Genomic DNA, 24,355 nt, shown 5'->3' on the forward strand with positions numbered 1-24,355 from the left:
CGAACCCGAATCGCCCGATCTTTTGACCTTGTCTGTTAAAAACAACAGCAAAAGATCGCAGCCTGCGGCAGCTCCTACAGGGGGCGGGTTACAGATCGAGGATCAGGGGTTGGGGGCTTTGTGCCGGGACGGCGCAGCAGATCAGCACATGGCCCGCTTCCGGGATATCCGCCGGAGGCTGTGGATAATTCACAGCGCCGCTGATCAGTCGGGCCTTGCAGGTGCCGCATGAGCCGCCACGGCAACTGAATTCCGGGCGCAATCCGCGGCTTTCCGCCAGCTCCAGCAAACTGCCGCCGTCCGGTTGCCAGCGTGCTTCCTTGGCCGAGCGCTCGAACACCACGGGGACCGAATTGGTCGCTGCGGGCGGTTGTTCGATGACGATGGCGTCCGGGTCGGCCTGACGTTTCAACGTCGACGGGCCAAAGGTTTCCGCATGAATCTGCGCATCGCGCACATCCAGTTCACGCAAGATGTCGTACAGCCCCTGGGTAAAACCACCGGGGCCACAGAGCACGAAATCGAGCTGATCAAAATCCTCGGCCTCCAGCAGGTTCCTCAGCACCGTGCTATCAATTCGGCCCAGCAGATCAAAATCCTCACCTTCTCGCAGATCGGCCTCAGGCTGGCTGAGCAACCGCAGGACTCGCACCGAGTCGCCTGCCGTTTCGAGCAGACGATCCAGCTCCTTGCGAAACGGCTGATCCGCCAGGCTGCGCGAACTCTGTAGCAACACCGTCGGACGAATCCCGCGCGTGCGTAAGCCTTGATACACCACCTCGCGCAGCATCGACAGCAGCGGCGTGATTCCCACGCCGGCGGCCAGCAGCACCAACGGTCTGTGCTCCAGCGGCGCCACGGTGAAATGCCCCTGCGGCGCCCGCGCTTCCAGCACATCGCCAACGCGGATCTGCTCATGCAAGTGCGATGAAATCAGGCCTTCGCGCTTCACGCTGATCCGGTAAAAACCATCGGATGGTGCGCTCGACAGGCTATAGGTGCGGATGTGCACCTCGCCATCAATCGTGAAACGCAGTGGCAAATGCTGCCCCGCCAGAAACACCGGCAAACCGGCGCCATCGGCGGGCTCCAGGTAGATCGAACGGATGCTGCGACTTTCCGCTTCAATCTTCGCTACGCGCAGCGGCCGCCATTGGTTGCCCAGTGCCTGCGCCTGCAGACGCGCATCCGCTTCGGCCCAGTTGCCGGTCAACAGGCTGGTCGGCGACATGCCGTCAAAGCGCCAGCGCAACGCCAATGCCGCCGGGCGCCGCACCAGTTTCTCGACGTCAAATGTCCACAGCCGTTCCGCGCCTTGAAACGCTTCGATCTGCGGATCGTCGAGAAGGATCTCGGTGCGCCCACTGAGTTGCAGCAAATCGCCTGTGGAAAAGTCGATGAACAGCAAGCCGGCCTTGGGATTGAGCAGCAGATTGCCGAGGGTATTGAAGTGCAGGTTGCCGGCGAAGTCAGGGATGGTCAGACGATTGCCTTGCACCCGTACGAAACCGGCCTGGCCACCACGGTGGGAAACATCCACTGCACGTTGGCCATCGACATCGACGTAACTGGCAACGAAGAACGTGTCGGCACCCGCGATCAGCGCGGTGGCGGCGTCATCGAGACCGTTCAGATGCTCAGCCGGGCGGCTCAGCGGATCCGTCAGTGGCACACGCTGAAACTGGCGCAGCTGGATGTATTGCGGGCAATTACCGAACGCCTGATCCACGCTCACCTCAAAACCGTGAGCGTTCAGATGACCGACATGGCCGTTGAGGCGATTGCGCCGGCGGGTGTGCAACTCGATGCCGAGCAAACCGATCGGCTCACCATCGCGCAGTTGCGCCGGATCATCAGCCGCGACCTGGCTGGCGAAATGCAGATGCTCAGGGTCCGGCGAACGGGCGAACCCCGGCGCGCCTTCAAGCACGCTGGCCCACGGCAGCCCATCCGTATCAACGGCGCCGTACAGCAGGAAGGGCAATTGCTGATAGAACTCGCGGTGCTGGTCCGGCATCCAGGTACGAATCACCTTGCGCCCGAAGGCTTCCATACGTTCGGCAACCCCGACCTGCGCCTGCAACTGTCGTTCGCCAGCGTGCCATGGTGAACGTTCCATCACGACCTCTCCCCTGCGCCGACGGCACAGTGTGGATTGCGAAAATCAGGCGGTGGTTTGCAGACCGGCGACGGTGCGCGGCATGCCGACAAAACCGGGCAAGGCTTCGACGCGGGCCAACCAGGCGCGAACGTTGTCGTAGTCGTCCAGCGACACGTTGCCTTCCGGCGCGTGGGCGATGTAACTGTAGGCGGAGACGTCGGCGATGCTCGGTTCTTCGCCGACCAGGTACGGGGTTTTGCCCAACTCCTGATCCATCACCTTGAGCAGGTTGTGTGCACGGGTAATGGCTTCATCAGCATTCAACTGTGCACCAAACACCGTGACCAACCGCGCAGCAGCAGGCCCGAATGCAATCGGCCCGGCCGCTGCCGACAACCAGCGCTGCACCCGTGCCGCGCCCACCGGGTCAGCCGGCAACCAGCGACCGTGGCCGTATTTTTGCGCCAGATACACCAGAATCGCATTGGAATCGGCCAGCACCACGCCGCCGTCATCAATCGCCGGCACCTGGCCGAAACTGTTGATCGCCAGATACGCCGGCTGCTTGTGCTCACCTTTCGCCAGGTCTACGAAAATCAGTTCGGTCGGCAATTGCAGCAGGGACAGCATCAACTCCACCCGATGAGCGTGGCCAGAGCGTGGGAAGTTGTAGAGTTTGATCGCTTGCATGGTCGACTCCGCTGAACAGGGGCGCCGTTGCGGGAATGACAGCGCCGATGGCCGTCATCTTCCACCTATCGCGAAAACTACAGAATGACCAAAAATCGCAATCGATTATTTCATTTAGCGCAATAGCGCCGCATGTTTCAACGCAGGATGCTCACGCAAGGCACTCACGGCGAAATCGACAAAGCTGCGAACCCGCACCGGCGCCTTGCGCCCACCCTGATAAACAATATGGATCGGCAGGGGCGGCAATTCATATTCGGCGAGGACAATTTCCAGCTCACCGGCAGCCACCTTGCTAGCCACCTGATAAGACAACACTCGGGTCAGACCCACGCCCATGCAGGCAGCGGTGATCGCCGATTGATTGGCCGTCACCACCAGCCGCGGTTCGGGCTTCACGCTCAGCGGCTGACCCTGATCAAGAAATAACCAACTGCGCTGCTGGCCAATCGACGAAGTCGCCACCACGGGTGCGCCGGCCAATGCCTGTGGATGATTCGGTCGACCATGTTCGTCGAGGTATTGCGGCGAACCACAAACAACCCGGCGCACCTCGCCCACCCGAATCGCATGCTGGTTGCTGTCCGGCAATTCACCAATGCGCACCGCGACATCAATGCCCTCCTCGACCATGCTCACCACCCGATCAAGCAGCAGGGCGTTGATCGAAACGTCCGGATATTGCGCCAGATAACCCGCCATCACCGGCGTGACAAATAACTCGCCGAACAGCACCGGCGCCGTCACCGTCAATTGCCCACGCGGCTCGGTATGACTGCCCGCCGCCGAATCCTCAGCTTCCTGCACCTCGGCGAGAATCCTCCGGCAATCCTCCAGAAAACGCTGACCGGCCTCAGTGAGATGTACGCTGCGCGTCGTGCGCACCAGCAGATGCGTACCGATGCGCAGCTCCAGCGCCGCCACCGCCCGCGTCACACTTGCAGCGGACAAACCCAAGCGCCGAGCGGCCGAGGAGAAGCCTTGCTCTTGAGCAACGGTGGTGAAGATATGCATTTCCTGGAAGCGGTCCATGGGCTCATCCCCAAAATCAAAAGATCGCAGCCTCCGGCAGCTCCTACATGGGCCTCGTGTTGCACCTGTAGGGGCTGCCGAAGGCTGCGATCTCTTCGGTCATATCAACGGTGGATAACTTATTCCACGGTCACCGACTTCGCCAAATTACGCGGCTGATCCACGTCCGTGCCTTTCAGCACAGCAACGTAGTACGACAGCAACTGCAGCGGGATCGTGTAGAGGATCGGCGAGAGGATGTCGTGGATATGCGGCATCTGCACCACGTGAGTGCCTTCGCCGTTGGTCATCCCGGCTTTCTCGTCGGCGAAGACGATCAGTTCGCCGCCACGGGCGCGGACTTCCTGCAGGTTGGACTTGAGCTTTTCCAGCAGCTCGTTGTTTGGCGCAACGGTGACCACTGGCATGTCGTTATCCACAAGCGCCAGCGGGCCGTGTTTCAACTCGCCGGCCGGATAGGCTTCGGCGTGGATGTAGGAGATTTCCTTGAGTTTCAAGGCACCTTCCATCGCTACCGGGAACTGCGCACCGCGACCAAGGAACAGGGTGTGGTTTTTCTCGGCGAACAGTTCGGCGATTTTTTCCACGGTGCTGTCCATCGCCAGCGCTTCGCCGAGGCGGGTTGGCAGGCGACGCAGTTCTTCGACCAATGTGGCTTCTACGCCTTTGGCCAAGGTGCCGCGAACCTGGCCAAGCGACAGGGTCAGCAGCAACAGGCCAACCAGTTGCGTGGTGAAGGCTTTGGTCGAAGCAACGCCGATTTCGCGGCCGGCCTGGGTCAGCAGGGTCAGGTCGGATTCGCGCACCAGCGAGCTGATGCCGACGTTGCAGATCGCCAGGCTGGCGAGGAAGCCCAGCTCTTTGGCGTTGCGCAGGGCGGCCAGGGTGTCGGCAGTTTCGCCGGACTGCGAGATGGTCACGAACAGGGTGTCCGGCTGCACCACCACTTTGCGGTAACGGAATTCGCTGGCGACTTCGACCTGGCACGGAATGCCGGCCAGTTCTTCCAGCCAGTAACGGGCGACCATGCCGGCGTGGTAGCTGGTGCCGCAGGCGACGATCTGCACGTTACGGACTTTGGCGAACAGCTCGGCGGCTTGTGGGCCGAAGGCTTGAACCAGCACTTGATCGTTGCTCAGGCGACCTTCGAGGGTGCGCTGTACAACGGCCGGTTGCTCGTGGATTTCCTTGAGCATGTAGTGACGGAATTCACCTTTGTCGGCGGCTTCCGCACCGTCGGTGTATTGCACGGTCTGGCGCTCGACAGATTTGCCATCGACATCCCAGATCTGCACGTTATCGCGGCAAATTTCGGCGATATCGCCCTCTTCCAGGTACATGAAGCGGTCAGTAACCTGACGCAACGCCAGTTGGTCGGACGCTAGGAAGTTCTCGCCCAGACCCAGGCCGATCACCAACGGGCTGCCACTGCGGGCGGCAACCAGACGATCAGGTTGCTTGGCGTTGATCACGGCCAAGCCGTAGGCACCGTGCAGTTCCTTGACGGTCGCTTTGAGTGCGACGGTCAGGTCTGGCTGATCCTTGAGTTTGTGGTTGAGCAGGTGGGCGATGACTTCAGTGTCGGTGTCCGACGTGAACACGTAACCCAGCGCTTTCAGTTGTTCACGCAAAGCTTCGTGGTTTTCGATGATGCCGTTGTGCACCACGGCGATGTCGCCGGAGAAATGCGGGTGGGCGTTACGTTCGCACGGCGCGCCGTGGGTGGCCCAGCGGGTGTGGGCAATGCCGAGACGACCGACCAGTGGATGCTCGGCCAATGCGGCTTCGAGTTCACTGACCTTGCCCGGACGACGCATGCGCTCGAGGGTTTCCTCGTTGGTGTAAACCGCCACACCCGCGCTGTCATAGCCACGGTACTCGAGGCGCTTGAGGCCTTCGAGCAAAATGGCGGTGATGTTACGTTCAGCCACTGCGCCGACAATTCCACACATGCTTATTTCTCCTGACTGACAGCCGCACAAATCAAGTTGATACCGCGGGCCTGAATCTGATCGCGGGCCTCAAGAGGCAGGCGATCATCGGTAATTAGGGTATGGACGCTGCTCCATGGCAGCTCCAGATTGGGAATCTTGCGGCCGATCTTGTCGGCCTCGACCATGACGATGACTTCTCGCGCCACGTCCGCCATGACCCGGCTCAAACCGAGCAGTTCATTGAAGGTCGTGGTGCCGCGTACCAGATCGATGCCATCGGCGCCGATGAACAACTGATCGAAGTCGTAAGAGCGTAGTACTTGCTCGGCGACCTGGCCCTGAAAGGATTCCGAATGCGGATCCCAGGTGCCGCCGGTCATCAACAACACCGGTTCGTGCTCAAGTTCGCTCAGGGCATTGGCAACGTGCAGGGAGTTGGTCATCACCACCAGGCCCGGCTGTTGACCGAGCTCGGGAATCATCGCGGCGGTGGTGCTGCCGCTGTCGATGATGATGCGGGCGTGCTCGCGGATGCGCTTCACCGCTGCACGGGCAATCGCCTGTTTGTATTTGGAAACACTCTGCGCGGTTTCCGCGACCAGTTCCTGCGGCATGGTGATTGCCCCGCCGTAACGACGCAGCAGCAGACCATGACTCTCAAGCGCAGCAAGATCCTTGCGAATCGTAACTTCGGAGGTTTCGAAGCGCTTGGCCAGTTCGTCCACACTGACTTCGCCCTGCTCATTGAGCAAGGCGAGGATGTTGTGACGGCGCTGGGGAGTATTGCGTTTCGACATGACGACCTAAGTTTCGATTCGAAAGATAACGGAAGCAATCAAAACCTATCGGCCCAAAATCGTCAAGCGGATGATGCAAAAAATATCTGTGGATAAAAGCATCGCGGGCAAGCCCGCTCCCACCTGGATTCACTGTGTGTTGAAGAACTGTGCTTCAACACAAAACCTTGTGGGAGCGGGCTTGCCCGCGATGGCTATCGAACGGCCTGTGTATAACTCAACTCTTCTTGATTTTCTCCGGTCGCTTCCAGCCGTCTATGTTCTTCTGCCGCGCACGGCCGACCGCCAACTGTGCGTTATCCACATTCTGCGTAATCGTCGATCCGGCAGCCGTGGTTGCACCGTCGGAGATATCCACAGGCGCTACCAATGAGTTATTGGAGCCAATGAACACGTCCGCGCCCAACACGGTTTTCCACTTGTTGGCGCCATCGTAGTTGCAGGTGATGGTGCCCGCGCCGATGTTGGTGCGCGCACCGATTTCGGCATCGCCCAGATACGTCAGGTGCCCAGCCTTGGCGCCTTCACCCATGTGGGCATTTTTCAGCTCAACAAAGTTACCCACATGCGCGCGTGCTTCGAGCACGGTGCCCGGACGCAGACGCGCAAACGGGCCGGCATCGCTGCCCTCGCCCAGAACCGCGCCTTCGATATGACTGTTGGCCTTGATCACCACGCCTTTGCGCAGCGTGCTGTCCTTGATTACGCAGTTCGGCCCGATCACCACGTCGTCCTCGATGACAACGTTACCCTCGAGAATCACGTTGATGTCGATGAGCACATCGCGACCAACGGTCACTTCGCCACGCACATCGAAGCGCGCCGGATCACGCAGGGTGACGCCTTGGGCCATCAAACGGCGGCCAGCGCGCAACTGGTAATGACGCTCCAGCTCGGAGAGTTGCTTGCGATCGTTGGCCCCCTGCACTTCCATCGCGTCATGCGGTTGCTCGGTGGCCACCACCAGACCATCGTTGACCGCCATTTCGATCACGTCGGTCAGGTAGTACTCGCCCTGAGCATTGTTGTTCGACAGCCGGCTCATCCAGTCGGCCAGCCGATTGGCCGGTACCGCAAGAATGCCGGTGTTGCCTTCAGTGATTGCGCGTTGCACTTCGCTGGCATCTTTATGCTCAACGATGGCGGTGACCTTACCGTGCGCGTCACGAACGATGCGGCCGTAACCTGTTGGATCGTCCAGTTCAACGGTGAGCAAGCCCATCTGACCAGGAACGACCTGTTTGAGCAGGCGTTGCAGCGTTTCGACTTCGATCAGCGGCACATCACCGTAAAGGATCAACACGGTGTCGGCAGTGATGAACGGCACCGCCTGAGCAGTGGCGTGACCGGTGCCCAGTTGTTTGTCCTGCAAGACGAAATTCAGATCGTCGGCCGCCAGGCGTTCACGCACCACATCGGCTCCGTGGCCGATGACCACATGGATGCGCTGTGGATCAAGTTGCCGGGCGCTGTGGATAACATGACCCAACATGGAATTGCCGGCAATCGGGTGCAACACCTTCGGCAGGGCCGAACGCATACGAGTGCCTTGACCGGCCGCGAGGATAACGATTTCGAGAGACATGACTGGCTACCAATCCTGGGTGGTCAGCGACTGCGACCGGGTTTGTAGAATTCAGAATAGAAAAAAGGGTAGCCGAGGCTACCCTTTTTTATCAATCGCACAACAAGCGGCTGACGGATTAACCGCCAAACTTCTTGCGGATCTGCTGGACGGTGCGCAGCTGAGCTGCAGCCTCGGCCAGACGTGCGGACGCAGCTCCGTAGTCGAACTCTGCGCCACGTTCATGCAATGCCTTCTCGGCAGCCTGAACGGCTTGCTGAGCGGAGGCTTCATCCAGGTCGGCAGCACGTTGCACAGTGTCGGCAAGAACCTTGACCATGTTCGGCTGAACCTCGAGGAAACCACCGGAGATGTAGAACACCTCGGCTTCCCCGCCTTGCTTGATCAGGCGGATCGGACCCGGCTTGAGATTAGTGATCAGCGGCGCGTGACCCAGAGCGATACCAAGATCACCCAGTGCACCGTGCGCAATCACCATCTCGACCAGGCCGGAAAAGATTTCCCCTTCCGCGCTGACGATATCGCAATGGACTGTCATAGCCATCTGATTGCCTCAACCTAAATTAGCGCCCGTTGCCGGGCGCCGGGATTACAGTTTCTTGGCTTTCTCGATCGCTTCTTCGATGCCGCCAACCATGTAGAACGCTTGTTCTGGCAGGTGGTCGTAGTCACCGTTGAGGATGCCTTTGAAGCCAGCAATGGTGTCTTTCAGGGAAACGTATTTACCCGAAGCACCGGTGAAGACTTCAGCCACGAAGAACGGCTGCGACAAGAAGCGCTGGATCTTACGAGCACGGTTTACCAACTGCTTGTCGGCTTCCGACAGCTCGTCCATACCCAGGATCGCGATGATGTCCTTCAGCTCTTTGTAACGTTGCAGAACGTACTGAACGCCGCGAGCGGTGTCGTAGTGGTCCTGGCCGATTACGTTCGGGTCCAGCTGGCGCGAAGTCGAATCCAGTGGATCTACCGCTGGGTAGATACCCAGGGAGGCGATGTCACGGGACAGAACGACAGTGGCGTCCAAGTGGGCGAAGGTGGTCGCTGGCGACGGGTCGGTCAAGTCATCCGCAGGTACGTATACCGCTTGGATCGAGGTGATCGAACCTTCTTTGGTCGAAGTGATACGTTCTTGCAGAACGCCCATCTCTTCAGCCAGAGTCGGCTGGTAACCTACTGCAGAAGGCATACGGCCCAGCAGTGCGGATACTTCAGTACCGGCCAGGGTGTAACGATAGATGTTGTCGACGAACAGCAGAACGTCGTTACCTTCGTCACGGAACTTCTCGGCCATGGTCAGGCCGGTCAGTGCTACGCGCAGACGGTTACCCGGCGGCTCGTTCATCTGACCGTAAACCAGTGCCACTTTGTCCAGAACGTTGGAGTCCTTCATCTCGTGGTAGAAGTCGTTACCCTCACGGGTACGCTCGCCCACACCGGCGAACACGGAATAACCGCTGTGCTCGATGGCGATGTTACGGATCAGTTCCATCATGTTTACGGTTTTGCCTACACCGGCACCACCGAACAGACCGACTTTACCGCCTTTGGCAAACGGGCAAACCAGGTCGATAACCTTGATGCCGGTTTCCAGCAGGTCGTTGCCGCCTGCCTGTTCAGCGAACGAAGGTGCTGGACGGTGAATGCCCCAGCGCTCTTCGGTGTCGATCGGGCCAGCTTCGTCGATCGGGTTACCGAGGACGTCCATGATCCGGCCCAGGGTCGCTTTACCGACCGGTACGGAAATGGCTGCGCCAGAATCGGTAACTTCCAGACCGCGCTTCAAGCCCTCGGTGGAACCCATCGCAATGGTACGAACCACGCCGTCGCCCAGCTGTTGCTGAACTTCCAGAGTGGTGCCGGCATCGCTTTTAACTTTCAAAGCGTTGTAGATGCTCGGTACGCTGTCGCGTGGAAATTCCACGTCGATAACGGCGCCGATGATTTGAACGATACGTCCGCTACTCATAGCTGGATCCTCTGAATATTTGAACCGTTAAACCGCGGCAGCGCCGCCGACGATTTCCGAGATCTCTTGGGTGATCGCAGCCTGACGCGCCTTGTTGTAGATCAGCTGCAAATCGCTGATCAAATCACCGGCGTTGTCGGTAGCGTTCTTCATCGCGATCATCCGCGCAGCTTGTTCAGCCGCGTTGTTCTCGACCACCGCCTGGTAGACCTGCGACTCGACGTAACGGACCATCAAGCCGTCAAGCAGCTCTTTGGCATCCGGTTCGTAGAGATAGTCCCAGTGGTGCTTGAGATCCTGATCCGGGGTCGCCACCAATGGAATCAACTGCTCCACGGTAGGCTGTTGCGTCATGGTGTTGATGAACTTGTTGGACACCACGGACAGGCGGTCAATACGGCCGTCCAGGTAGGCATCCAGCATCACCTTGACGCTGCCGATCAGATCATTGATCGACGGCTCTTCACCCAGGTGGCTGATAGCTGCAACGACGTTACCGCCGAAGTTACGGAAAAAGGCCGCACCCTTGCTACCAACGACACACAGATCAATCTCGACGCCGTTTTCGCGGTTTACCGCCATGTCCTTGACCAGGGCCTTGAACAGGTTGGTATTCAAGCCGCCGCACAAACCACGGTCACTGCTCACAACGACATAACCGACACGCTTGATAGCGCGGTCGATCATGAACGGATGGCGGTATTCCGGGTTGGCGTTGGCCAGATGCCCAATAACCTGGCGGATACGCTCCGCATAAGGACGGCTAGCAGCCATGCGCATTTGTGCCTTGCGCATTTTGCTGACCGCCACTTTTTCCATGGCGCTGGTAATCTTTTGCGTGCTTTTGATGCTCGCAATCTTACTGCGAATCTCTTTTGCGCCTGCCATGTAACACCTATCAGGTTAGCAAGCGGGAGCCTCGCGGCTCCCGCTGCGGCTTACCAGGTTTGGGTGGCCTTGAACTTCTCGATACCGGCTTTCATGCCAGCGTCGATTTCGTCATTGAAGTCACCTTTAACGTTGATCTTGGCCATCAAATCGGCGTGATCGCGGTTGAAGAAAGCAATCAGCGCTTGTTCGAAGCTGCCGATCTTGGCGATTTCAATGTCAGTCAGGAACCCACGCTCAGCGGCATACAGCGACAGCGCCATGTCAGCGATCGACATTGGTGCGTATTGCTTCTGCTTCATCAGCTCGGTAACGCGCTGACCATGCTCAAGTTGCTTACGGGTCGCTTCGTCCAGGTCAGAAGCGAACTGGGCGAATGCCGCCAGTTCACGGTACTGAGCCAGAGCGGTACGGATACCACCGGAGAGCTTCTTGATGATCTTGGTCTGAGCGGCACCACCCACACGGGATACCGAAACACCGGCGTTCACTGCTGGGCGGATGCCCGAGTTGAACATGGCCGATTCCAGGAAGATCTGACCGTCAGTGATGGAAATCACGTTGGTCGGAACGAACGCGGAAACGTCGCCAGCCTGGGTTTCGATGATCGGCAGTGCGGTCAGGGAACCGGTTTTGCCGGTCACTGCGCCGTTGGTGAACTTCTCTACGTACTCTTCCGAAACGCGGGATGCGCGCTCCAGCAGACGGGAGTGGAGATAGAACACGTCGCCTGGGTAAGCTTCACGGCCTGGTGGACGGCGCAGCAGCAGGGAAATCTGGCGATAAGCCACTGCTTGCTTGGACAGATCGTCATAAACGATCAGCGCGTCTTCACCGCGGTCGCGGAAGAATTCACCCATGGTGCAACCGGAGTACGGTGCCAGGAATTGCAGCGCAGGAGATTCCGAAGCACTGGCAGCCACGATGATCGTGTTGGCCAGGGCGCCGTTTTCTTCCAGCTTGCGAACCACGTTGGCGATGGTCGATTGCTTCTGACCGATTGCTACGTAGACGCAGAAAATGCCGCTGTCTTTCTGGTTGATGATCGCGTCGATCGCCAGAGCGGTTTTACCGATCTGACGGTCACCGATGATCAGCTCACGCTGGCCACGGCCGACAGGGATCATGGCATCGACAGCCTTGTAGCCAGTCTGTACAGGCTGGTCTACCGACTTACGCCAGATCACGCCTGGAGCAACTTTCTCGACCGCGTCGGTCTCGGTGTTGCCCAGTGGACCTTTGCCGTCAACAGGGTTACCCAGTGCGTCGACAACGCGACCCAGCAGTTCCTTACCAACAGGAACTTCGAGGATGCGGCCGGTGCACTTGGCGCTCATGCCTTCAGCCAGAGACTGGTAAGCACCCAAAACAACGGCACCTACGGAGTCTTGCTCCAGGTTGAGGGCCATACCGTAGACGCCGCCCGGAAACTCGATCATCTCGCCGTACATTACGTCGGCCAGACCGTGAATCCGCACGATGCCGTCAGATACGCTGACGACAGTGCCTTCGTTACGGGCTTGGGAGGTCACATCGAGTTTGTCGATGCGGCCCTTGATAATTTCACTTATTTCGGAAGGATTGAGTTGCTGCATTGCTCTGCTGCCCCTTCAAACTCAAGATTTCAATGCTTCGGCAAGTTTCGCGATTTTGCCGCGAATCGAGCCATCGATAACCAGGTCGCCGGCGCGGATGACAACGCCCCCAATAAGGGATTTGTCTTCCTCGACTTGCAGGCGCACTTCCCGGTTGAGTCGTGCACTGAGAACCTTGGCGAGTTTGTCTTGCTGTTCTTGGTTCAATGCAAAAGCACTGGTCACTTCAACGTCTACCGATTTCTCTTGCTCGGCCTTGTACAGGTCGAAAAGAGCGGCAATCTCCGGCAGAAGCGGGAGACGGTCGTTTTCGGCAACGACGTTGATGAAGTTCTGTGCCTTCACATCAAACTTGTCGCCGCACACGTCAATAAACGTGGCGGCCTTTTCTGCGCTCGTCAGTCGCGGGGCCTTGAGCACGCGCTGCATGGTGTCGTCTTGCGACACCGCTGCTGCCAGGCCGAGCATGGCTGACCAATTGGCCAGTTGCTGGTGGGCCTGAGCGTGCTCGAAGGCCGCCTTAGCGTAAGGTCGGGCCAACGTGGTCAGTTCTGCCATGATCGCCCTCGCTTAGATTTCAGTAGCCAGTTTGTTTACCAGCTCTGCGTGCGCGTTTTGATCGATTGTGGCACCCAGGATCTTCTCGGCGCCGCCGACAGCCAGCATGCCCACTTGGGCGCGCAGCTTGTCTTTGACACTGTTCAGTTCCTGTTCGATCTCGGCTTGAGCCTGAACCTTCACACGGTCAGCGTCGATACGGGCTTTTTCAACAGCCTCTTCAACGATCTGGTTACCGCGTTTCTTGGCTTGCTCGATGATTTCAGCTGCCTGAGCTTTCGCTTCGCGCAGTTGCTGACCCGCTTTTTCTTGGGCCAACTCCAGGTCGCGAGCTGCTCGGCTGGCAGCGTCCAGACCATCAGCGATCTTCTTTTGACGTTCGTGCAGGGCAGTGATGACCGGAGGCCATACATACTTCATGCAGAACAGTACAAAAATCAGGAACGCAACGGACTGGCCAATCAGGGTCGCATTAATGTTCACGCCAACACCTCGCAGTTACGTTGTCCATCACATCAAATTACTCGGAAGAATCCGGGTAATTAGCCAGCGATCTGACCAACGAACGGGTTCGCAAAGGTGAAGAACAGAGCGATACCAACACCGATCATGGTTACGGCGTCGAGCAGACCGGCAACGATGAACATTTTAACTTGCAGCATTGGAACCATTTCTGGCTGACGCGCTGCGCCTTCCAGGAACTTGCCGCCCAGCAGGCCGAAACCAATTGCGGTACCCAGTGCGCCCAGGCCGATCAACAGTGCAACAGCGATAGCGGTTAGACCAACTACAGTTTCCATCTTTCCTCCCGACTTTTACGTCGTATGGTTTAGGTTTTTTAGATTAAAGCGGTAAAACAAATCGTTTCAGGTGCCCTGTGAAGAGCCCCTTCCCGTTTGACCGGGAAGGACATCAGACTAGTCGAGACTGGTCTTAATGGTTTTCTTCGTGCGCCATCGACAGGTAAACGATGGTCAGCATCATGAAGATGAACGCCTGCAGGGTGATGATCAGGATGTGGAACACAGCCCAAGCCCACTGCAGAACAACGCCCAGGCCGCTCAGCCAGAGCAGACCGCTGCCGAACATCACAGCGATCAGAATGAACACCAGCTCACCGGCATACATGTTGCCGAACAGACGCAGAGCCAGAGAGATCGGTTTAGCGATCAGGGTCACGAATTCCAGCAGGAAGTTCACCGGGATCAGCAGGGCTTGAACGAAGACGTTCTTGCTGCCGAACGGGTGCAGGGTCAGTTCGCCGATGAAGCCGCCGATGCCCTTGACCTTGATGCTGTAGAAAATGATCAGTGCGAAAACCGAGAGCGCCATACCCAGCGTCGCGTTCGGGTCGGTAGTCGACACGGCACGGAACGGGATGTGGTGGTCGCCGGAGATCAGGATGGCCAGTTGAGGAATCCAGTCGACCGGTACCAGGTCGACGGCGTTCATCAGGAACACCCAGACGAAGATGGTCAGTGCCAGCGGTGCAATCACCGGGCTACGGCCATGGAAGCTGTCTTTCACGCTGCCATCGACGAATTCGACCAATACTTCAACGAAGTTCTGCAAAGCACCCGGCTGACCCGAAGTCGCTTTCTTTGCCGCCATGCGGAAAAGAAGTACGAAGATCAGACCCAACGCGACCGACCAGCCGAGAGTATCGACGTGGAAAGCCCAGAAGCCCATTTCTTTGGCTTCTGCTGCGGTATGGGCAAAGCCCCAGCCGCCGTTAGGTAGCTGACCGAAGGTCAGGTTCTGCAAGTGGTGCTGGATATAGCCCGAAGCGGTTGTTTCTGCCATGGTTGCCTCAAACGCCCTAAGGTCTCGAAAGTCTTGTTCTCATCAGCAGGGGAGCGAACCAGCTGACCGACTGAGTCAGCACGAACACGCCGAATACAGCTATCGGCGCCAGTGGCTTCACACCTGCAAACACCAGCGCAAAAAGCACTGCTGTCAAAATCAGTTTGCCTGCCTCGCCGGCATAAAAAGACCGGACGATGGACTGGGCTGCTCGGGCGCCGGAAAACCGAAATGCCTTATGAGCGAAATAAACATTGGGCAGCAAGGCTATCAGGCCTCCGCAAAGTCCCGAGTATCCGGCAACGACTCCATGCCATTGCCAGAGCGCCAAAGCGGCAATGAACAAAATGACAAATTGAGCCAATAACACCGGAAAAACCGCCAGGCGATGGAACGGCAGGCGGTTTGGCTTGCGGGTTTCCATCACTATTGCTCTCCAATGGTCGGCTGCCAGAATTCAATAACTTGGCATAATTTGTGCCGACAAAATGCGCGCAGAGTATAGGGGCGGTTCTGCCCCTATTCAACTGTCAGGTAGTGATTTCCGACTGCGCGCTACATGAGGAAATGTTTCAGCGGATGTGCGCGAGCACACCTTGAAGCTCATCGAGAGAGTTGTAACCGATCACCAACTGCCCCTTTCCCTTCTTGCCGTGGCGAATCTGCACCGCAGAGCCTAGGCGCTCGGCCAGACGCTGTTCGAGACGGGCGATATCCGGGTCCGGTTTGGTCGCTTCCACAGGCTCCGGTTTGCCACTCAACCACTGGCGAACCAATGCTTCAGTTTGGCGCACGGTCAGGCCGCGTGCGACAACATGTCGCGCCCCTTCCACCTGCTGATTGTCCGGCAAACCCAGCAAAGCACGGGCATGACCCATTTCCAGATCGCCATGCGACAGCATGGTCTTGATGACTTCCGGCAGCGCAATCAGACGCAACAGGTTGGCCACGGTGACGCGGGACTTACCCACAGCCTCGGCAACTTGTTGCTGAGTCAGCTGGAATTCCTGCTGCAAACGTTGCAGGGCGACCGCTTCCTCAATCGGATTGAGATCTTCGCGCTGGATGTTCTCGATCAGCGCAATGGCGATCGCGGTTTCATCCGGTACGTCGCGCACCATTGCCGGGATGGTTTCCTGCCCGGCTTGCTGGCTTGCGCGCCAGCGGCGTTCACCGGCGATGATTTCAAAGCGACCACCACCAATCGGGCGAACCACGATTGGCTGCATCACGCCTTGTGCCTTGATCGACAGCGCCAACTCTTCCAGCGCCTGCGGATCCATGTCCCGGCGCGGCTGGTATTTGCCGCGCTGGAGCAGATCCAGCGGCAGATGCTGCAATTCACGGGTGTCAGCTTGCGCGGCTTGTTCTTCCAGCGCGCTGACGGTCGGACCACTCAGCAGTGCATCCAGTCCACGTCCGAGACCTCGTTTCTTGACGGCCATGGGGATTCCTTAAGTTGCCTGAGCGGCGGCGATGCGTGAATTTTTGCGCTGACGGCGAACCATCTCGCCCGCCAGAGCCAGGTAGGCCAGCGCGCCACGCGATTGCTTGTCGTAGGCCAGTGCCGGCATGCCGTAGCTCGGCGCTTCGGCCAGGCGGATGTTGCGCGGGATCACCGTGTCGTACAGCTGCTCGCCGAAGTGTTCCTTGAGCTGCGCCGAAACATCGTTCATCAGGCTCAGGCGCGGGTCGTACATGGTCCGCAACAGACCTTCGACCTTCAGGTTCGGGTTCAGCAGTTCAGCGATGCGCTTGATGTTATCCACAAGGTCGCTCAAACCTTCGAGCGCAAAGTATTCGCACTGCATGGGGATAATCACCCCGTCAGCGGCAACCAGTGCGTTCAACGTGAGCATCGACAGCGACGGCGGGCAGTCGATCAAAATGTAATCGTAATTTTCGCGGATCGGCGCCAGCGCGCTGCGCAGACGGCTTTCCTTCATCTGCATTTCCAGCAAAACCACTTCGGCGGCGGTCAGGTCGCGGTTGGCCGGCAGCAGTTGATAACCACCGTGCTCGGAGTAGTGCATGGCCTGAGCCAGATCGCATTCGCCGATCAGCAGGTCGTAGACCGAGTTTTCCAGACCGTGTTTATCCACACCGCTACCCATGGTGGCGTTGCCCTGTGGATCGAGATCGATCAACAGCACCCGGCGCTTGGTCGCGACCAGGGATGCTGCGAGGTTGATGCAGGTGGTGGTCTTGCCCACACCACCCTTTTGGTTCGCTATCGCGAATACCTTAGCCATTCTTGCTTGTGTTCCCAATCATGCCGTGCGGCGCAGTATCAGCAGATGGCGTTGGCCTTGGCAACCGGGTACGGCCAAGGCGTGTTCGCTATCGAGTTTGAAGTCTGCCGGCAATGCTACCAGCTCATCGGCCGGATGAACGCCCTTCATTGCCAGCCAGCGCGTATCGGCATCGCCGAGGTGGCGAGTCCAGTTGGTGAAGTTTTCCATGCTGCTGAACGCCCGGGAAATGATCCCGTTGAATGGCTGTGCAGGCTGAAACGCTTCGACGCGGCTGTGGATAACTTGCAGGTTATCCAGTTTGAGTTCGAGTTTGACCTGGGTCAGGAAGCGGGTTTTCTTGCCGTTGCTGTCCAGACAGGTCACTTGCGAGTCCGGATACAGGATCGCCAACGGAATCCCTGGCATACCGCCACCGCTGCCGACGTCGAGCCAGCGGCCGTTTTCGATGAACGACATCACGCTCAGACTATCGAGCAGATGCCGCGAGACCATTTCGTCCGGATCGCGCACAGCCGTGAGGTTGTAGGCCTGGTTCCATTTGATCAACAGGGCCAGATAACCCAGCAGCAATTCGTGCTGGGTTTCAGTGAGATTGACACCGAGCTCGCGGGCTCCTGTGGATAACTCTTCGGCGTGTTGCGAAGTGACCTTAGAACTCAAGCGCTTTGCTCCAACTGACGGCCCGCGCCGCGTTTTTTCAAATGAATCATCAACAGCGAAATCGCTGCCGGGGTCACGCCCGGGATCCGTGAAGCCTGGCCCAGCGTCTCTGGTCGAGTCGCGCCGAGTTTGCTCTGGATCTCCTTGGAGAGACCGGAAATGTTGGTGTAATCGATATCCACAGGTAGTTTCGTGTCTTCACTGGCGCGCAGACGGGCGATTTCGTCCTGTTGACGGTCGATGTAACCGGCGTATTTGGTCTTGATTTCGACCTGCTCGGCGACCTGTGGATCTTCAGCGCCGTTGCCGGTCACTTCGACCAGACCAGCGTAGTCGATTTCCGGACGACTCAAGAGATTGAGCAAGTTGTATTCGTGAGTCAGCGGTGTGCCGAATTTTTCCGCAATCGCATCGCCCTGCTGCGTATTCGGGCGAACCCAAGTGCTTTTCAGGCGCTGTTCTTCGAGTTCGATGCTTTCGCGTTTCTTGCAGAAGGCCGCCCAACGCGCGTCATCGACCAGACCGAGTTCGCGACCTTTTTCGGTCAGACGCAGGTCGGCGTTGTCCTCGCGCAGAATCAGGCGGTACTCGGCACGCGAAGTGAACATGCGGTACGGCTCTTGGGTACCGAGGGTGATCAGGTCGTCGACCAATACCCCGATGTACGCTTCATCGCGCCGCGGGCACCAGGCTTCTTTGCCTTTGGCGCGCAGTGCAGCGTTGGCGCCAGCGAGCAAACCCTGGGCGCCAGCTTCTTCGTAACCGGTGGTGCCGTTGATTTGCCCGGCGAAGAACAGACCGCCGATGACTTTGGTTTCCAGGCTGTACTTCAGGTCGCGCGGATCGAAGTAGTCGTACTCGATCGCATAACCCGGACGCACGATGTGCGCGTTTTCCATGCCGCGAATCGATTGCACGATCTGCAATTGCACGTCGAACGGCAAGCTTGTGGATATCCCGTTCGGATACAGCTCATGGGTGGTCAAACCTTCCGGTTCGATGAACACCTGATGGCTTTCCTTGTCGGCAAAGCGGTGGATCTTGTCTTCGATCGACGGGCAATAACGCGGGCCAATGCCTTCGATTTCACCGGCAGCGGAATACATCGGCGAACGATCAAGGTTCGCGGCAATGATTTCGTGGGTGCGGGCGTTCGTGTGGGTAATCCAGCAACTGACCTGGCGTGGATGCTGTTCTTTGTTGCCCATGAACGACATCACCGGGATCGGCGTATCGCCCGGTTGCTCGGTCATTACCGAGAAATCCACAGACTTGCCGTCGATACGCGGCGGTGTACCGGTTTTCAGGCGACCGACACGCAGTGGCATTTCACGCAGACGATGAGCCAGGGCAATCGACGGCGGATCACCAGCGCGACCGCCGGAAAAATTCTGCAAGCCGATGTGGATAAGTCCACCGAGGAACGTGCCGGTGGTCAGCACCACGGAATCGGCGAAGAAACGCAGACCCATTTGCGTGACAACACCACGGACTTGTTCCTGCTCGACGATCAGGTCATCGGCAGCTTGTTGAAATATCCACAGGTTCGGCTGGTTTTCCAGGATTTCGCGGACAGCGGCTTTGTACAAAATACGGTCAGCTTGCGCACGGGTCGCCCGTACGGCTGGGCCTTTGCGGCTGTTCAACACGCGAAACTGGATGCCGCCCTTATCGGTAGCCATGGCCATCGCGCCGCCGAGGGCATCGATTTCCTTGACCAGGTGGCTTTTGCCAATGCCCCCGATAGCCGGGTTGCAACTCATGGCACCGAGGGTTTCCACGTTATGCGTCAGCAACAGGGTTTTTGCCCCCATACGTGCTGACGCCAGTGCTGCCTCGGTACCGGCATGACCGCCGCCGATGACGATCACTTCAAAACGGGAAGGGAAATCCACCACGCACCTCGTGCCTGCTTAAGTAGGTAATTCAGGAATAGTTTGAGATCAGGTTTTTGGACCTGGTCGGCAAGTATAGGGACTTCGCCCTTCCTAAAGAACCCTTTGCACAAAATTTAACCAGCTGTGGAGAACTCGAGGTTAAAAGAATAAAAAAGAGAGAAATTTATAAAACCTTTGTTTTTATGTTTATTTCTACTGAGCATGATTTCTGTGGATAGATTGCTACAGGCCTTTATATTCAATATGTACAGAGTTTCAAAACCCTGTGGCCATGTGCCAATGAGGCCCTTGGATAACCGCTGTAAGCCTGTGGATGAAAGGGGTGGTTATCCACAGAGGGGGTTATATCCAGTTTTGAAGCCCTGTTATCAACTGACCTCAGTGGCAGTTATTCACAGGGCTTAATCCACAGAAAATCGACGAAACGGCTTTTTCAGGACGCAAAAAAACCGCCAGCGAGTGGGCGGTGATAACAAAGCAGCCGATAGAGGGAAGTGCGCGGGCTATTGTGAGAGAACGTAACAGAGGCTAATAATAGCCATTATCATTAACTCGTCAGTTTGTCCCATGCCCTTATCCACCCACACTGCTGCGATCGAGCAAATCTACGAGCAACACCATTCGTGGCTTTATGGATGGCTCAAAGGGAAATTGAACGACGCCTGCGATGCAGCAGACGTAGCGCATGACACCTTCGTGCGGATTCTGGCAGCGCGCAATGCCGCTCAAATTCGAGAACCGCGGGATTATCTGACGACCATTGCACGCGGCCTGGTGATTGATCGTTATAGAAGGCGAGGCATAGAAATCGCGTATCTACAGACTCTCGCGGCCAGACCCGAAGCGACCGCCATCAGCGAGGAAGACAAAGCGTTGATCATCGAAACGCTGGTCGCTGTGGATAAAGCACTGGTCGGCCTCGGTGTGCGCACTCAACAGATCTTCATGCTTTCGCAGATCGATGGCCTGACTTATCAACAGATCGCCGCGCAATTGAAGGTTTCGCTGACCACGGTGAAGAAGCACATGATTCGAGCCCTGACGGAATGTGCCTTGATCATGGCGCAGCGTTGATGGCCATCACGCCAAATCGCAAGGTTTTCGAAGCCGCCGCCAGTTGGTACGTGCAGTTTCAGGCTGAGCCGCCGACACTCGCCGAGCAAAAGGCCTGGCAGTTGTGGATAGACAGCGATCCAGCGCATCTGGCGGCATGGAACCAGATGGAACAATTGCAGCGCCACCTCGGTACCCTGCCGCAGGATCTGAAACGCCGCGCACTGAATAACGGCCAGCAACGACGCCAGGTCTTGAAGCTGTTATTGCTCGCGGCAGGTACGGGATTCGTTGGCTGGAATGTTCAGCAACACACATCCCTTGGGAATGTTTGGGCCGACTACAAAACCGGCGTCGGCCAGCGGCGCAACATCACATTGGCTGATGGCAGTCAGATTCAGCTCAACACCGACTCGGCCATTGATGTGTCTTTCGACGTGGCACAGCGGCTGATTCGCCTGCGCTCCGGTGAGATCCTCATTCAAACCGGCAAGCTTGGTGATCAACGACCATTTTTTGTCGAAACCCGCGATGGCCGCATTCAAGCGCTAGGTACCCGTTTCTCCGTCCACCAGTTACCCGGCTCTACCCTCGTGGGTGTGTTGCAGGATCGGGTCAGCGTGCAACCGGCTGATCTCTCAACAGGCGCAATCATCCTGAACGCAGGCGAAGGTGCTGACTTTGATCGTCGGCATATCGGGCTCATTCAGCCCTTCAAATCCTCGCAAGTGGCGTGGACCAACGGCCAGTTGATCGTCCTCGATGCGCGGTTGGGCGAGGTGATCGAAGAGCTGGGCCGTTATCGCCGCGGCGTTTTGCATTGCGATTCCCGCGCCCGGGATCTGCGTGTGTCAGGTACCTTGCGCCTCGATTCAACCGACGCAGTGCTGGCCAATCTCCAGGCGTCACTGCCGATTAACGTCCGTTACTTCAGCCGTTACTGGGTTTCGATCAGTCATAACCCCTGAACCAATAAAACCTGGGGAAAAATAAATCGAATACGGGGTTATCTTTTTTTGTCGTGACCCGGCCCTACAGGTAATCGCGATAAACGCGGCTCTTTGCCACCCTCGGGGCTTATTCACACATGCGTCTTCCCACTCTCTCTCATCACTGCATTGCCTACAGCTTATTGATGACCAGCGCCGCTGCCTGCCTGGTCGTGACCCCTGGCGCTTTCGCCGCGACGGCAGCCCAGCGTTATGCCATTGCTGCCGGCCCACTGGACAATGCCTTGAGCCAGTTCGCCTCCGCTGCGAATGTGATTCTGTCGTTCTCGCCACAGCAGACCAGCCGCTTGCGCAGCGCCGGGCTGAACGGCAACTACACCGTCGACCAGGGTTTCGCCCAACTGTTGCAAGGCTCGGGTTTGCAAGCCGTACCGCAGGCATCGGGCAGCTACGTTCTGCAAGCATTGCCCAACGGCGATTCACTGGAGTTGGCCCCCACCAATATCAACGGGCAAATGGCCAACCCGATGAACCTGGATTACGCCGCCGACGTCGGCTACAAGGCGCAGAACAGCCGGATCGGTACGAAAACCAGCACACCTCTGTCGGAAACGCCGCGCTCGGTGTCAGTCGTCACCGCCCAGCGTATGAAAGATCAGAAATCTCAGACACTTACCGAAGTACTTGGCTACGTTCCGGGGATCTTTGCCCCACCGTTTGCCGCCGGCGACAGTCTGGCCGGGGATCTGTTCTACATTCGCGGTTTCAACGCCACCGATTACGGCTACGGTCTGTTGCGCGATGGACTACGCGTACAAGGCAACCGCTATGACACCAGCACCGAGCCCTACGGACTAGAGCGGGTCGAGATTTTCCGCGGCCCGTCTTCGCTGCTGTATGGGGAAAACGCTCCGGGCGGGCTGGTGAATCTGGTGAGTAAACGCCCGACCGCCGCGCCGCAGGGCGAAGTGCAACTGGGCTATGGGTCGAACAATCGCCGGCAGATCGGCGTCGATGTGTCCGGGCCACTCAATGACAGTGGCAATGTACTTGGCCGTGTGGTGATGCTCGGGCGCAAATCCGACACCCAGACCGATCACGTTCCGGACGACCGCATTTACATCGCGCCATCGCTGACCCTGAATTTCGACGATTACAACACGTTGACCCTACTGGCCAACTACCAGAAGGATCACACCAACATGGAACTTGGACTACCGGCCGCCGGGACTTTGCTGAGCAACCCCAACGGCAAGTTATCCAAAGGCACCATGCTCGGCGACCCGGACTGGAACACCTTTGAACGGGAAACCTGGAGCACCGGCTACGAATTCAGCCATTTGTTCAACGACGACTGGCAATTCCGCCAGAACTCGCGCTACCTGCAGTCGCGTATCACCCGACATGAAACTTGGCCGGGTAATCTCAACAACGCAGGCTTCGGCACACGCCTGAACATGACCGCCTACGATCGCTTCAACAAATCGATGGTGTACTCGCTGGATAACCAACTGGAGGGCAAATTCCAGGTGGGTGGTCTGGAGAACACCGTGCTGTTCGGCGCCAGCTACGACCGCACCTCGTTCAATCAGGACTGGAATGCTGGCATCGTCGGACCGATCGATGTGTATAACCCGGTTTACCTGCGCGAGCCGACGACGCCGATAGCGGTGCAAAACACCTTGCTTGAGCAGCAGATGAAAGGCGTTTATGCACAGATCCAGAGCAAGTATGACCACTGGCTGTTCCTGCTCGGTGGCCGTCAGGACTGGGTCGACAGTGATTTCCGCGACAAGGTGGCTCAGTCCAGCGACATCAGTTCCGAGGACAAGAAGTTCACTTATCAGGGCGGGGTGATGTACCAGTTCGACAATGGCATGACGCCGTATGTCAGCTATTCCACCTCGTTTGTGCCGGTGCAGCAGATTTCCAATGCCGGCGCGCCGCTCGACCCGATCACCAGCAGCCAGTATGAAGTGGGCCTCAAGTACGAACCGATCGGCTGGGATACAGCGTTCACTGCATCGGTCTATGACCTGCGCAAAAAGGACGACACCTACTTCGACGCCACCACGTCGAGCTACCGCCAAGTGGGTGAAAGCCGCTCCAAAGGTGTCGAACTGGAGCTCAACAGCAACCTGACGCAGAACCTCAATGTCACGGCCGCGTACACCTACACCGACGCGCGGATCACCAAAGATGCCGCGACGTCCTTGGTCAAAGGCCATCAAATGACTGGGGTGCCGCGTAATCAGGCCTCGGTCTGGGCCAAGTACCGCTTCCTCGATGGCGATCTGAAAGGTTTGTACGTCGGTGGTGGCGTGCGTTACTTCGACAGTGCCTTCGCCTACACCTCGCCTTCTCTATATGGAAAGCTCGATGCCGGCGACGTCACCTTGGTGGATGCGGCCATCGGTTATCAGATCGACACGCATTGGAACGTTGATCTGAACGCGAAGAACCTGTTCGACAAGGAGTATGTGTCGGGATGCAACGATGCCGGCCGCTGCTACTGGGGTGAAGATCGGACTTTGCTCGGTACCGTTTCCTACAACTGGTAAGACGAAAAAGGGGCTGTGGATAAAAT

At 57.8% G+C, this 24,355-nt stretch carries 22 protein-coding genes; 3 read left to right on the top strand and 19 right to left on the bottom strand.

What is annotated here, in order from left to right:
- Positions 1-88 precede the first annotated feature (88 nt).
- The 19 genes from JFT81_RS23775 to mnmG form a co-directional block, all read right to left on the bottom strand.
- Entirely contained in the window at positions 89-2,119 is a 2,031-nt protein-coding gene (locus tag JFT81_RS23775) for a pyridoxamine 5'-phosphate oxidase family protein (protein ID WP_201229485.1), read from the bottom strand.
- 45 nt (positions 2,120-2,164) lie between these two features.
- Positions 2,165-2,791, bottom strand: a complete 627-nt coding sequence (locus JFT81_RS23780) for a glutathione S-transferase (protein WP_201229487.1) — start codon at positions 2,789-2,791, stop codon at positions 2,165-2,167.
- A 114-nt stretch (positions 2,792-2,905) separates the two neighbouring features.
- Positions 2,906-3,823, bottom strand: coding sequence for a LysR family transcriptional regulator (locus tag JFT81_RS23785; protein WP_201229489.1), 918 nt, complete (start codon positions 3,821-3,823; stop codon positions 2,906-2,908).
- A 119-nt stretch (positions 3,824-3,942) separates the two neighbouring features.
- Positions 3,943-5,775, bottom strand: a complete 1,833-nt coding sequence (gene glmS / locus JFT81_RS23790; protein ID WP_201229491.1) for a glutamine--fructose-6-phosphate transaminase (isomerizing) — start codon at positions 5,773-5,775, stop codon at positions 3,943-3,945.
- Positions 5,776-5,777: 2 nt separating this feature from the next.
- Positions 5,778-6,554 carry a DeoR family transcriptional regulator gene (locus JFT81_RS23795; protein WP_201229493.1) on the bottom strand — a complete coding sequence of 259 codons (777 nt, stop codon included), beginning with the start codon at positions 6,552-6,554 and terminating at the stop codon, positions 5,778-5,780.
- Between the two features lie 217 nt (positions 6,555-6,771).
- Positions 6,772-8,139: a bifunctional UDP-N-acetylglucosamine diphosphorylase/glucosamine-1-phosphate N-acetyltransferase GlmU gene (gene glmU, locus JFT81_RS23800; RefSeq protein ID WP_201229495.1), complete on the bottom strand. Its 1,368-nt coding sequence runs from the start codon at positions 8,137-8,139 to the stop codon at positions 6,772-6,774.
- Between the two features lie 118 nt (positions 8,140-8,257).
- Complete coding sequence (locus tag JFT81_RS23805; protein WP_093429554.1) at positions 8,258-8,683, bottom strand: F0F1 ATP synthase subunit epsilon; 426 nt, start codon at positions 8,681-8,683, stop codon at positions 8,258-8,260.
- Positions 8,684-8,728: 45 nt separating this feature from the next.
- Complete coding sequence (atpD, locus tag JFT81_RS23810) at positions 8,729-10,108, bottom strand: F0F1 ATP synthase subunit beta (protein WP_016984062.1); 1,380 nt, start codon at positions 10,106-10,108, stop codon at positions 8,729-8,731.
- A 27-nt stretch (positions 10,109-10,135) separates the two neighbouring features.
- The gene (gene atpG, locus JFT81_RS23815; RefSeq protein ID WP_008084419.1) at positions 10,136-10,996 is read right to left on the bottom strand and encodes a F0F1 ATP synthase subunit gamma; all 861 of its coding nucleotides are present in this window, start codon (positions 10,994-10,996) and stop codon (positions 10,136-10,138) included.
- Between the two features lie 50 nt (positions 10,997-11,046).
- Entirely contained in the window at positions 11,047-12,591 is a 1,545-nt protein-coding gene (atpA, locus tag JFT81_RS23820) for a F0F1 ATP synthase subunit alpha (protein ID WP_016984064.1), read from the bottom strand.
- Positions 12,592-12,612: 21 nt separating this feature from the next.
- Positions 12,613-13,149 carry a F0F1 ATP synthase subunit delta gene (locus JFT81_RS23825; protein ID WP_201146557.1) on the bottom strand — a complete coding sequence of 179 codons (537 nt, stop codon included), beginning with the start codon at positions 13,147-13,149 and terminating at the stop codon, positions 12,613-12,615.
- Positions 13,150-13,161: 12 nt separating this feature from the next.
- Complete coding sequence (locus JFT81_RS23830) at positions 13,162-13,632, bottom strand: F0F1 ATP synthase subunit B (protein ID WP_201229497.1); 471 nt, start codon at positions 13,630-13,632, stop codon at positions 13,162-13,164.
- A gap of 59 nt (positions 13,633-13,691) precedes the next feature.
- Entirely contained in the window at positions 13,692-13,949 is a 258-nt protein-coding gene (gene atpE / locus JFT81_RS23835; protein WP_003097235.1) for a F0F1 ATP synthase subunit C, read from the bottom strand.
- A gap of 133 nt (positions 13,950-14,082) precedes the next feature.
- The gene (gene atpB, locus JFT81_RS23840; RefSeq protein WP_201229499.1) at positions 14,083-14,952 is read right to left on the bottom strand and encodes a F0F1 ATP synthase subunit A; all 870 of its coding nucleotides are present in this window, start codon (positions 14,950-14,952) and stop codon (positions 14,083-14,085) included.
- 16 nt (positions 14,953-14,968) lie between these two features.
- Positions 14,969-15,376 (bottom strand): F0F1 ATP synthase subunit I, encoded by a 408-nt coding sequence (locus JFT81_RS23845; RefSeq protein ID WP_201229501.1) that lies wholly within the window; start codon positions 15,374-15,376, stop codon positions 14,969-14,971.
- 148 nt (positions 15,377-15,524) lie between these two features.
- On the bottom strand, positions 15,525-16,397 hold the full coding sequence (locus JFT81_RS23850; protein ID WP_064116543.1) for a ParB/RepB/Spo0J family partition protein: 873 nt from the start codon (positions 16,395-16,397) through the stop codon (positions 15,525-15,527).
- A gap of 9 nt (positions 16,398-16,406) precedes the next feature.
- Complete coding sequence (locus JFT81_RS23855; RefSeq protein WP_007911909.1) at positions 16,407-17,204, bottom strand: ParA family protein; 798 nt, start codon at positions 17,202-17,204, stop codon at positions 16,407-16,409.
- Positions 17,205-17,222: 18 nt separating this feature from the next.
- On the bottom strand, positions 17,223-17,867 hold the full coding sequence (gene rsmG, locus JFT81_RS23860) for a 16S rRNA (guanine(527)-N(7))-methyltransferase RsmG (protein ID WP_007911906.1): 645 nt from the start codon (positions 17,865-17,867) through the stop codon (positions 17,223-17,225).
- Complete coding sequence (gene mnmG / locus JFT81_RS23865; RefSeq protein ID WP_053125290.1) at positions 17,864-19,762, bottom strand: tRNA uridine-5-carboxymethylaminomethyl(34) synthesis enzyme MnmG; 1,899 nt, start codon at positions 19,760-19,762, stop codon at positions 17,864-17,866. Before mnmG ends, rsmG begins: the two co-directional genes overlap by 4 nt.
- A 570-nt stretch (positions 19,763-20,332) precedes the next feature.
- On the opposite strand from mnmG, the gene JFT81_RS23870 reads away from it, so the two are divergent.
- From JFT81_RS23870 to JFT81_RS23880, 3 genes are all read left to right on the top strand, one after another.
- On the top strand, positions 20,333-20,839 hold the full coding sequence (locus JFT81_RS23870; RefSeq protein WP_201229503.1) for a sigma-70 family RNA polymerase sigma factor: 507 nt from the start codon (positions 20,333-20,335) through the stop codon (positions 20,837-20,839).
- Positions 20,839-21,786 carry a FecR domain-containing protein gene (locus tag JFT81_RS23875; protein ID WP_201229505.1) on the top strand — a complete coding sequence of 316 codons (948 nt, stop codon included), beginning with the start codon at positions 20,839-20,841 and terminating at the stop codon, positions 21,784-21,786. Before JFT81_RS23870 ends, JFT81_RS23875 begins: the two co-directional genes overlap by 1 nt.
- A gap of 119 nt (positions 21,787-21,905) precedes the next feature.
- A complete protein-coding gene (locus JFT81_RS23880; protein WP_201229507.1) occupies positions 21,906-24,329 on the top strand; it encodes a TonB-dependent siderophore receptor in 2,424 nt (807 codons plus the stop codon).
- Positions 24,330-24,355: the final 26 nt, after the last annotated feature.

The sequence above is a fragment of the Pseudomonas sp. TH43 genome, assembly GCF_016650635.1.
Classification (GTDB): Bacteria; Pseudomonadota; Gammaproteobacteria; order Pseudomonadales; family Pseudomonadaceae; genus Aquipseudomonas.

Bases quoted from the DNA above. Each gene is read 5' to 3' on its own strand.
- JFT81_RS23775 (WP_201229485.1), bottom strand. From the start codon at position 2,119: ATGGAACGTTCACCATGGCACGCTGGCGAACGACAGTTGCAGGCGCAG.
- JFT81_RS23780 (WP_201229487.1), bottom strand. From the start codon at position 2,791: ATGCAAGCGATCAAACTCTACAACTTCCCACGCTCTGGCCACGCTCAT.
- JFT81_RS23785 (WP_201229489.1), bottom strand. From the start codon at position 3,823: ATGGACCGCTTCCAGGAAATGCATATCTTCACCACCGTTGCTCAAGAG.
- glmS (WP_201229491.1), bottom strand. From the start codon at position 5,775: ATGTGTGGAATTGTCGGCGCAGTGGCTGAACGTAACATCACCGCCATT.
- JFT81_RS23795 (WP_201229493.1), bottom strand. From the start codon at position 6,554: ATGTCGAAACGCAATACTCCCCAGCGCCGTCACAACATCCTCGCCTTG.
- glmU (WP_201229495.1), bottom strand. From the start codon at position 8,139: ATGTCTCTCGAAATCGTTATCCTCGCGGCCGGTCAAGGCACTCGTATG.
- JFT81_RS23805 (WP_093429554.1), bottom strand. From the start codon at position 8,683: ATGGCTATGACAGTCCATTGCGATATCGTCAGCGCGGAAGGGGAAATC.
- atpD (WP_016984062.1), bottom strand. From the start codon at position 10,108: ATGAGTAGCGGACGTATCGTTCAAATCATCGGCGCCGTTATCGACGTG.
- atpG (WP_008084419.1), bottom strand. From the start codon at position 10,996: ATGGCAGGCGCAAAAGAGATTCGCAGTAAGATTGCGAGCATCAAAAGC.
- atpA (WP_016984064.1), bottom strand. From the start codon at position 12,591: ATGCAGCAACTCAATCCTTCCGAAATAAGTGAAATTATCAAGGGCCGC.
- JFT81_RS23825 (WP_201146557.1), bottom strand. From the start codon at position 13,149: ATGGCAGAACTGACCACGTTGGCCCGACCTTACGCTAAGGCGGCCTTC.
- atpE (WP_003097235.1), bottom strand. From the start codon at position 13,949: ATGGAAACTGTAGTTGGTCTAACCGCTATCGCTGTTGCACTGTTGATC.
- atpB (WP_201229499.1), bottom strand. From the start codon at position 14,952: ATGGCAGAAACAACCGCTTCGGGCTATATCCAGCACCACTTGCAGAAC.
- JFT81_RS23845 (WP_201229501.1), bottom strand. From the start codon at position 15,376: ATGGAAACCCGCAAGCCAAACCGCCTGCCGTTCCATCGCCTGGCGGTT.
- JFT81_RS23850 (WP_064116543.1), bottom strand. From the start codon at position 16,397: ATGGCCGTCAAGAAACGAGGTCTCGGACGTGGACTGGATGCACTGCTG.
- JFT81_RS23855 (WP_007911909.1), bottom strand. From the start codon at position 17,204: ATGGCTAAGGTATTCGCGATAGCGAACCAAAAGGGTGGTGTGGGCAAG.
- JFT81_RS23870 (WP_201229503.1), top strand. From the start codon at position 20,333: ATGCCCTTATCCACCCACACTGCTGCGATCGAGCAAATCTACGAGCAA.
- JFT81_RS23875 (WP_201229505.1), top strand. From the start codon at position 20,839: ATGGCCATCACGCCAAATCGCAAGGTTTTCGAAGCCGCCGCCAGTTGG.
- JFT81_RS23880 (WP_201229507.1), top strand. From the start codon at position 21,906: ATGCGTCTTCCCACTCTCTCTCATCACTGCATTGCCTACAGCTTATTG.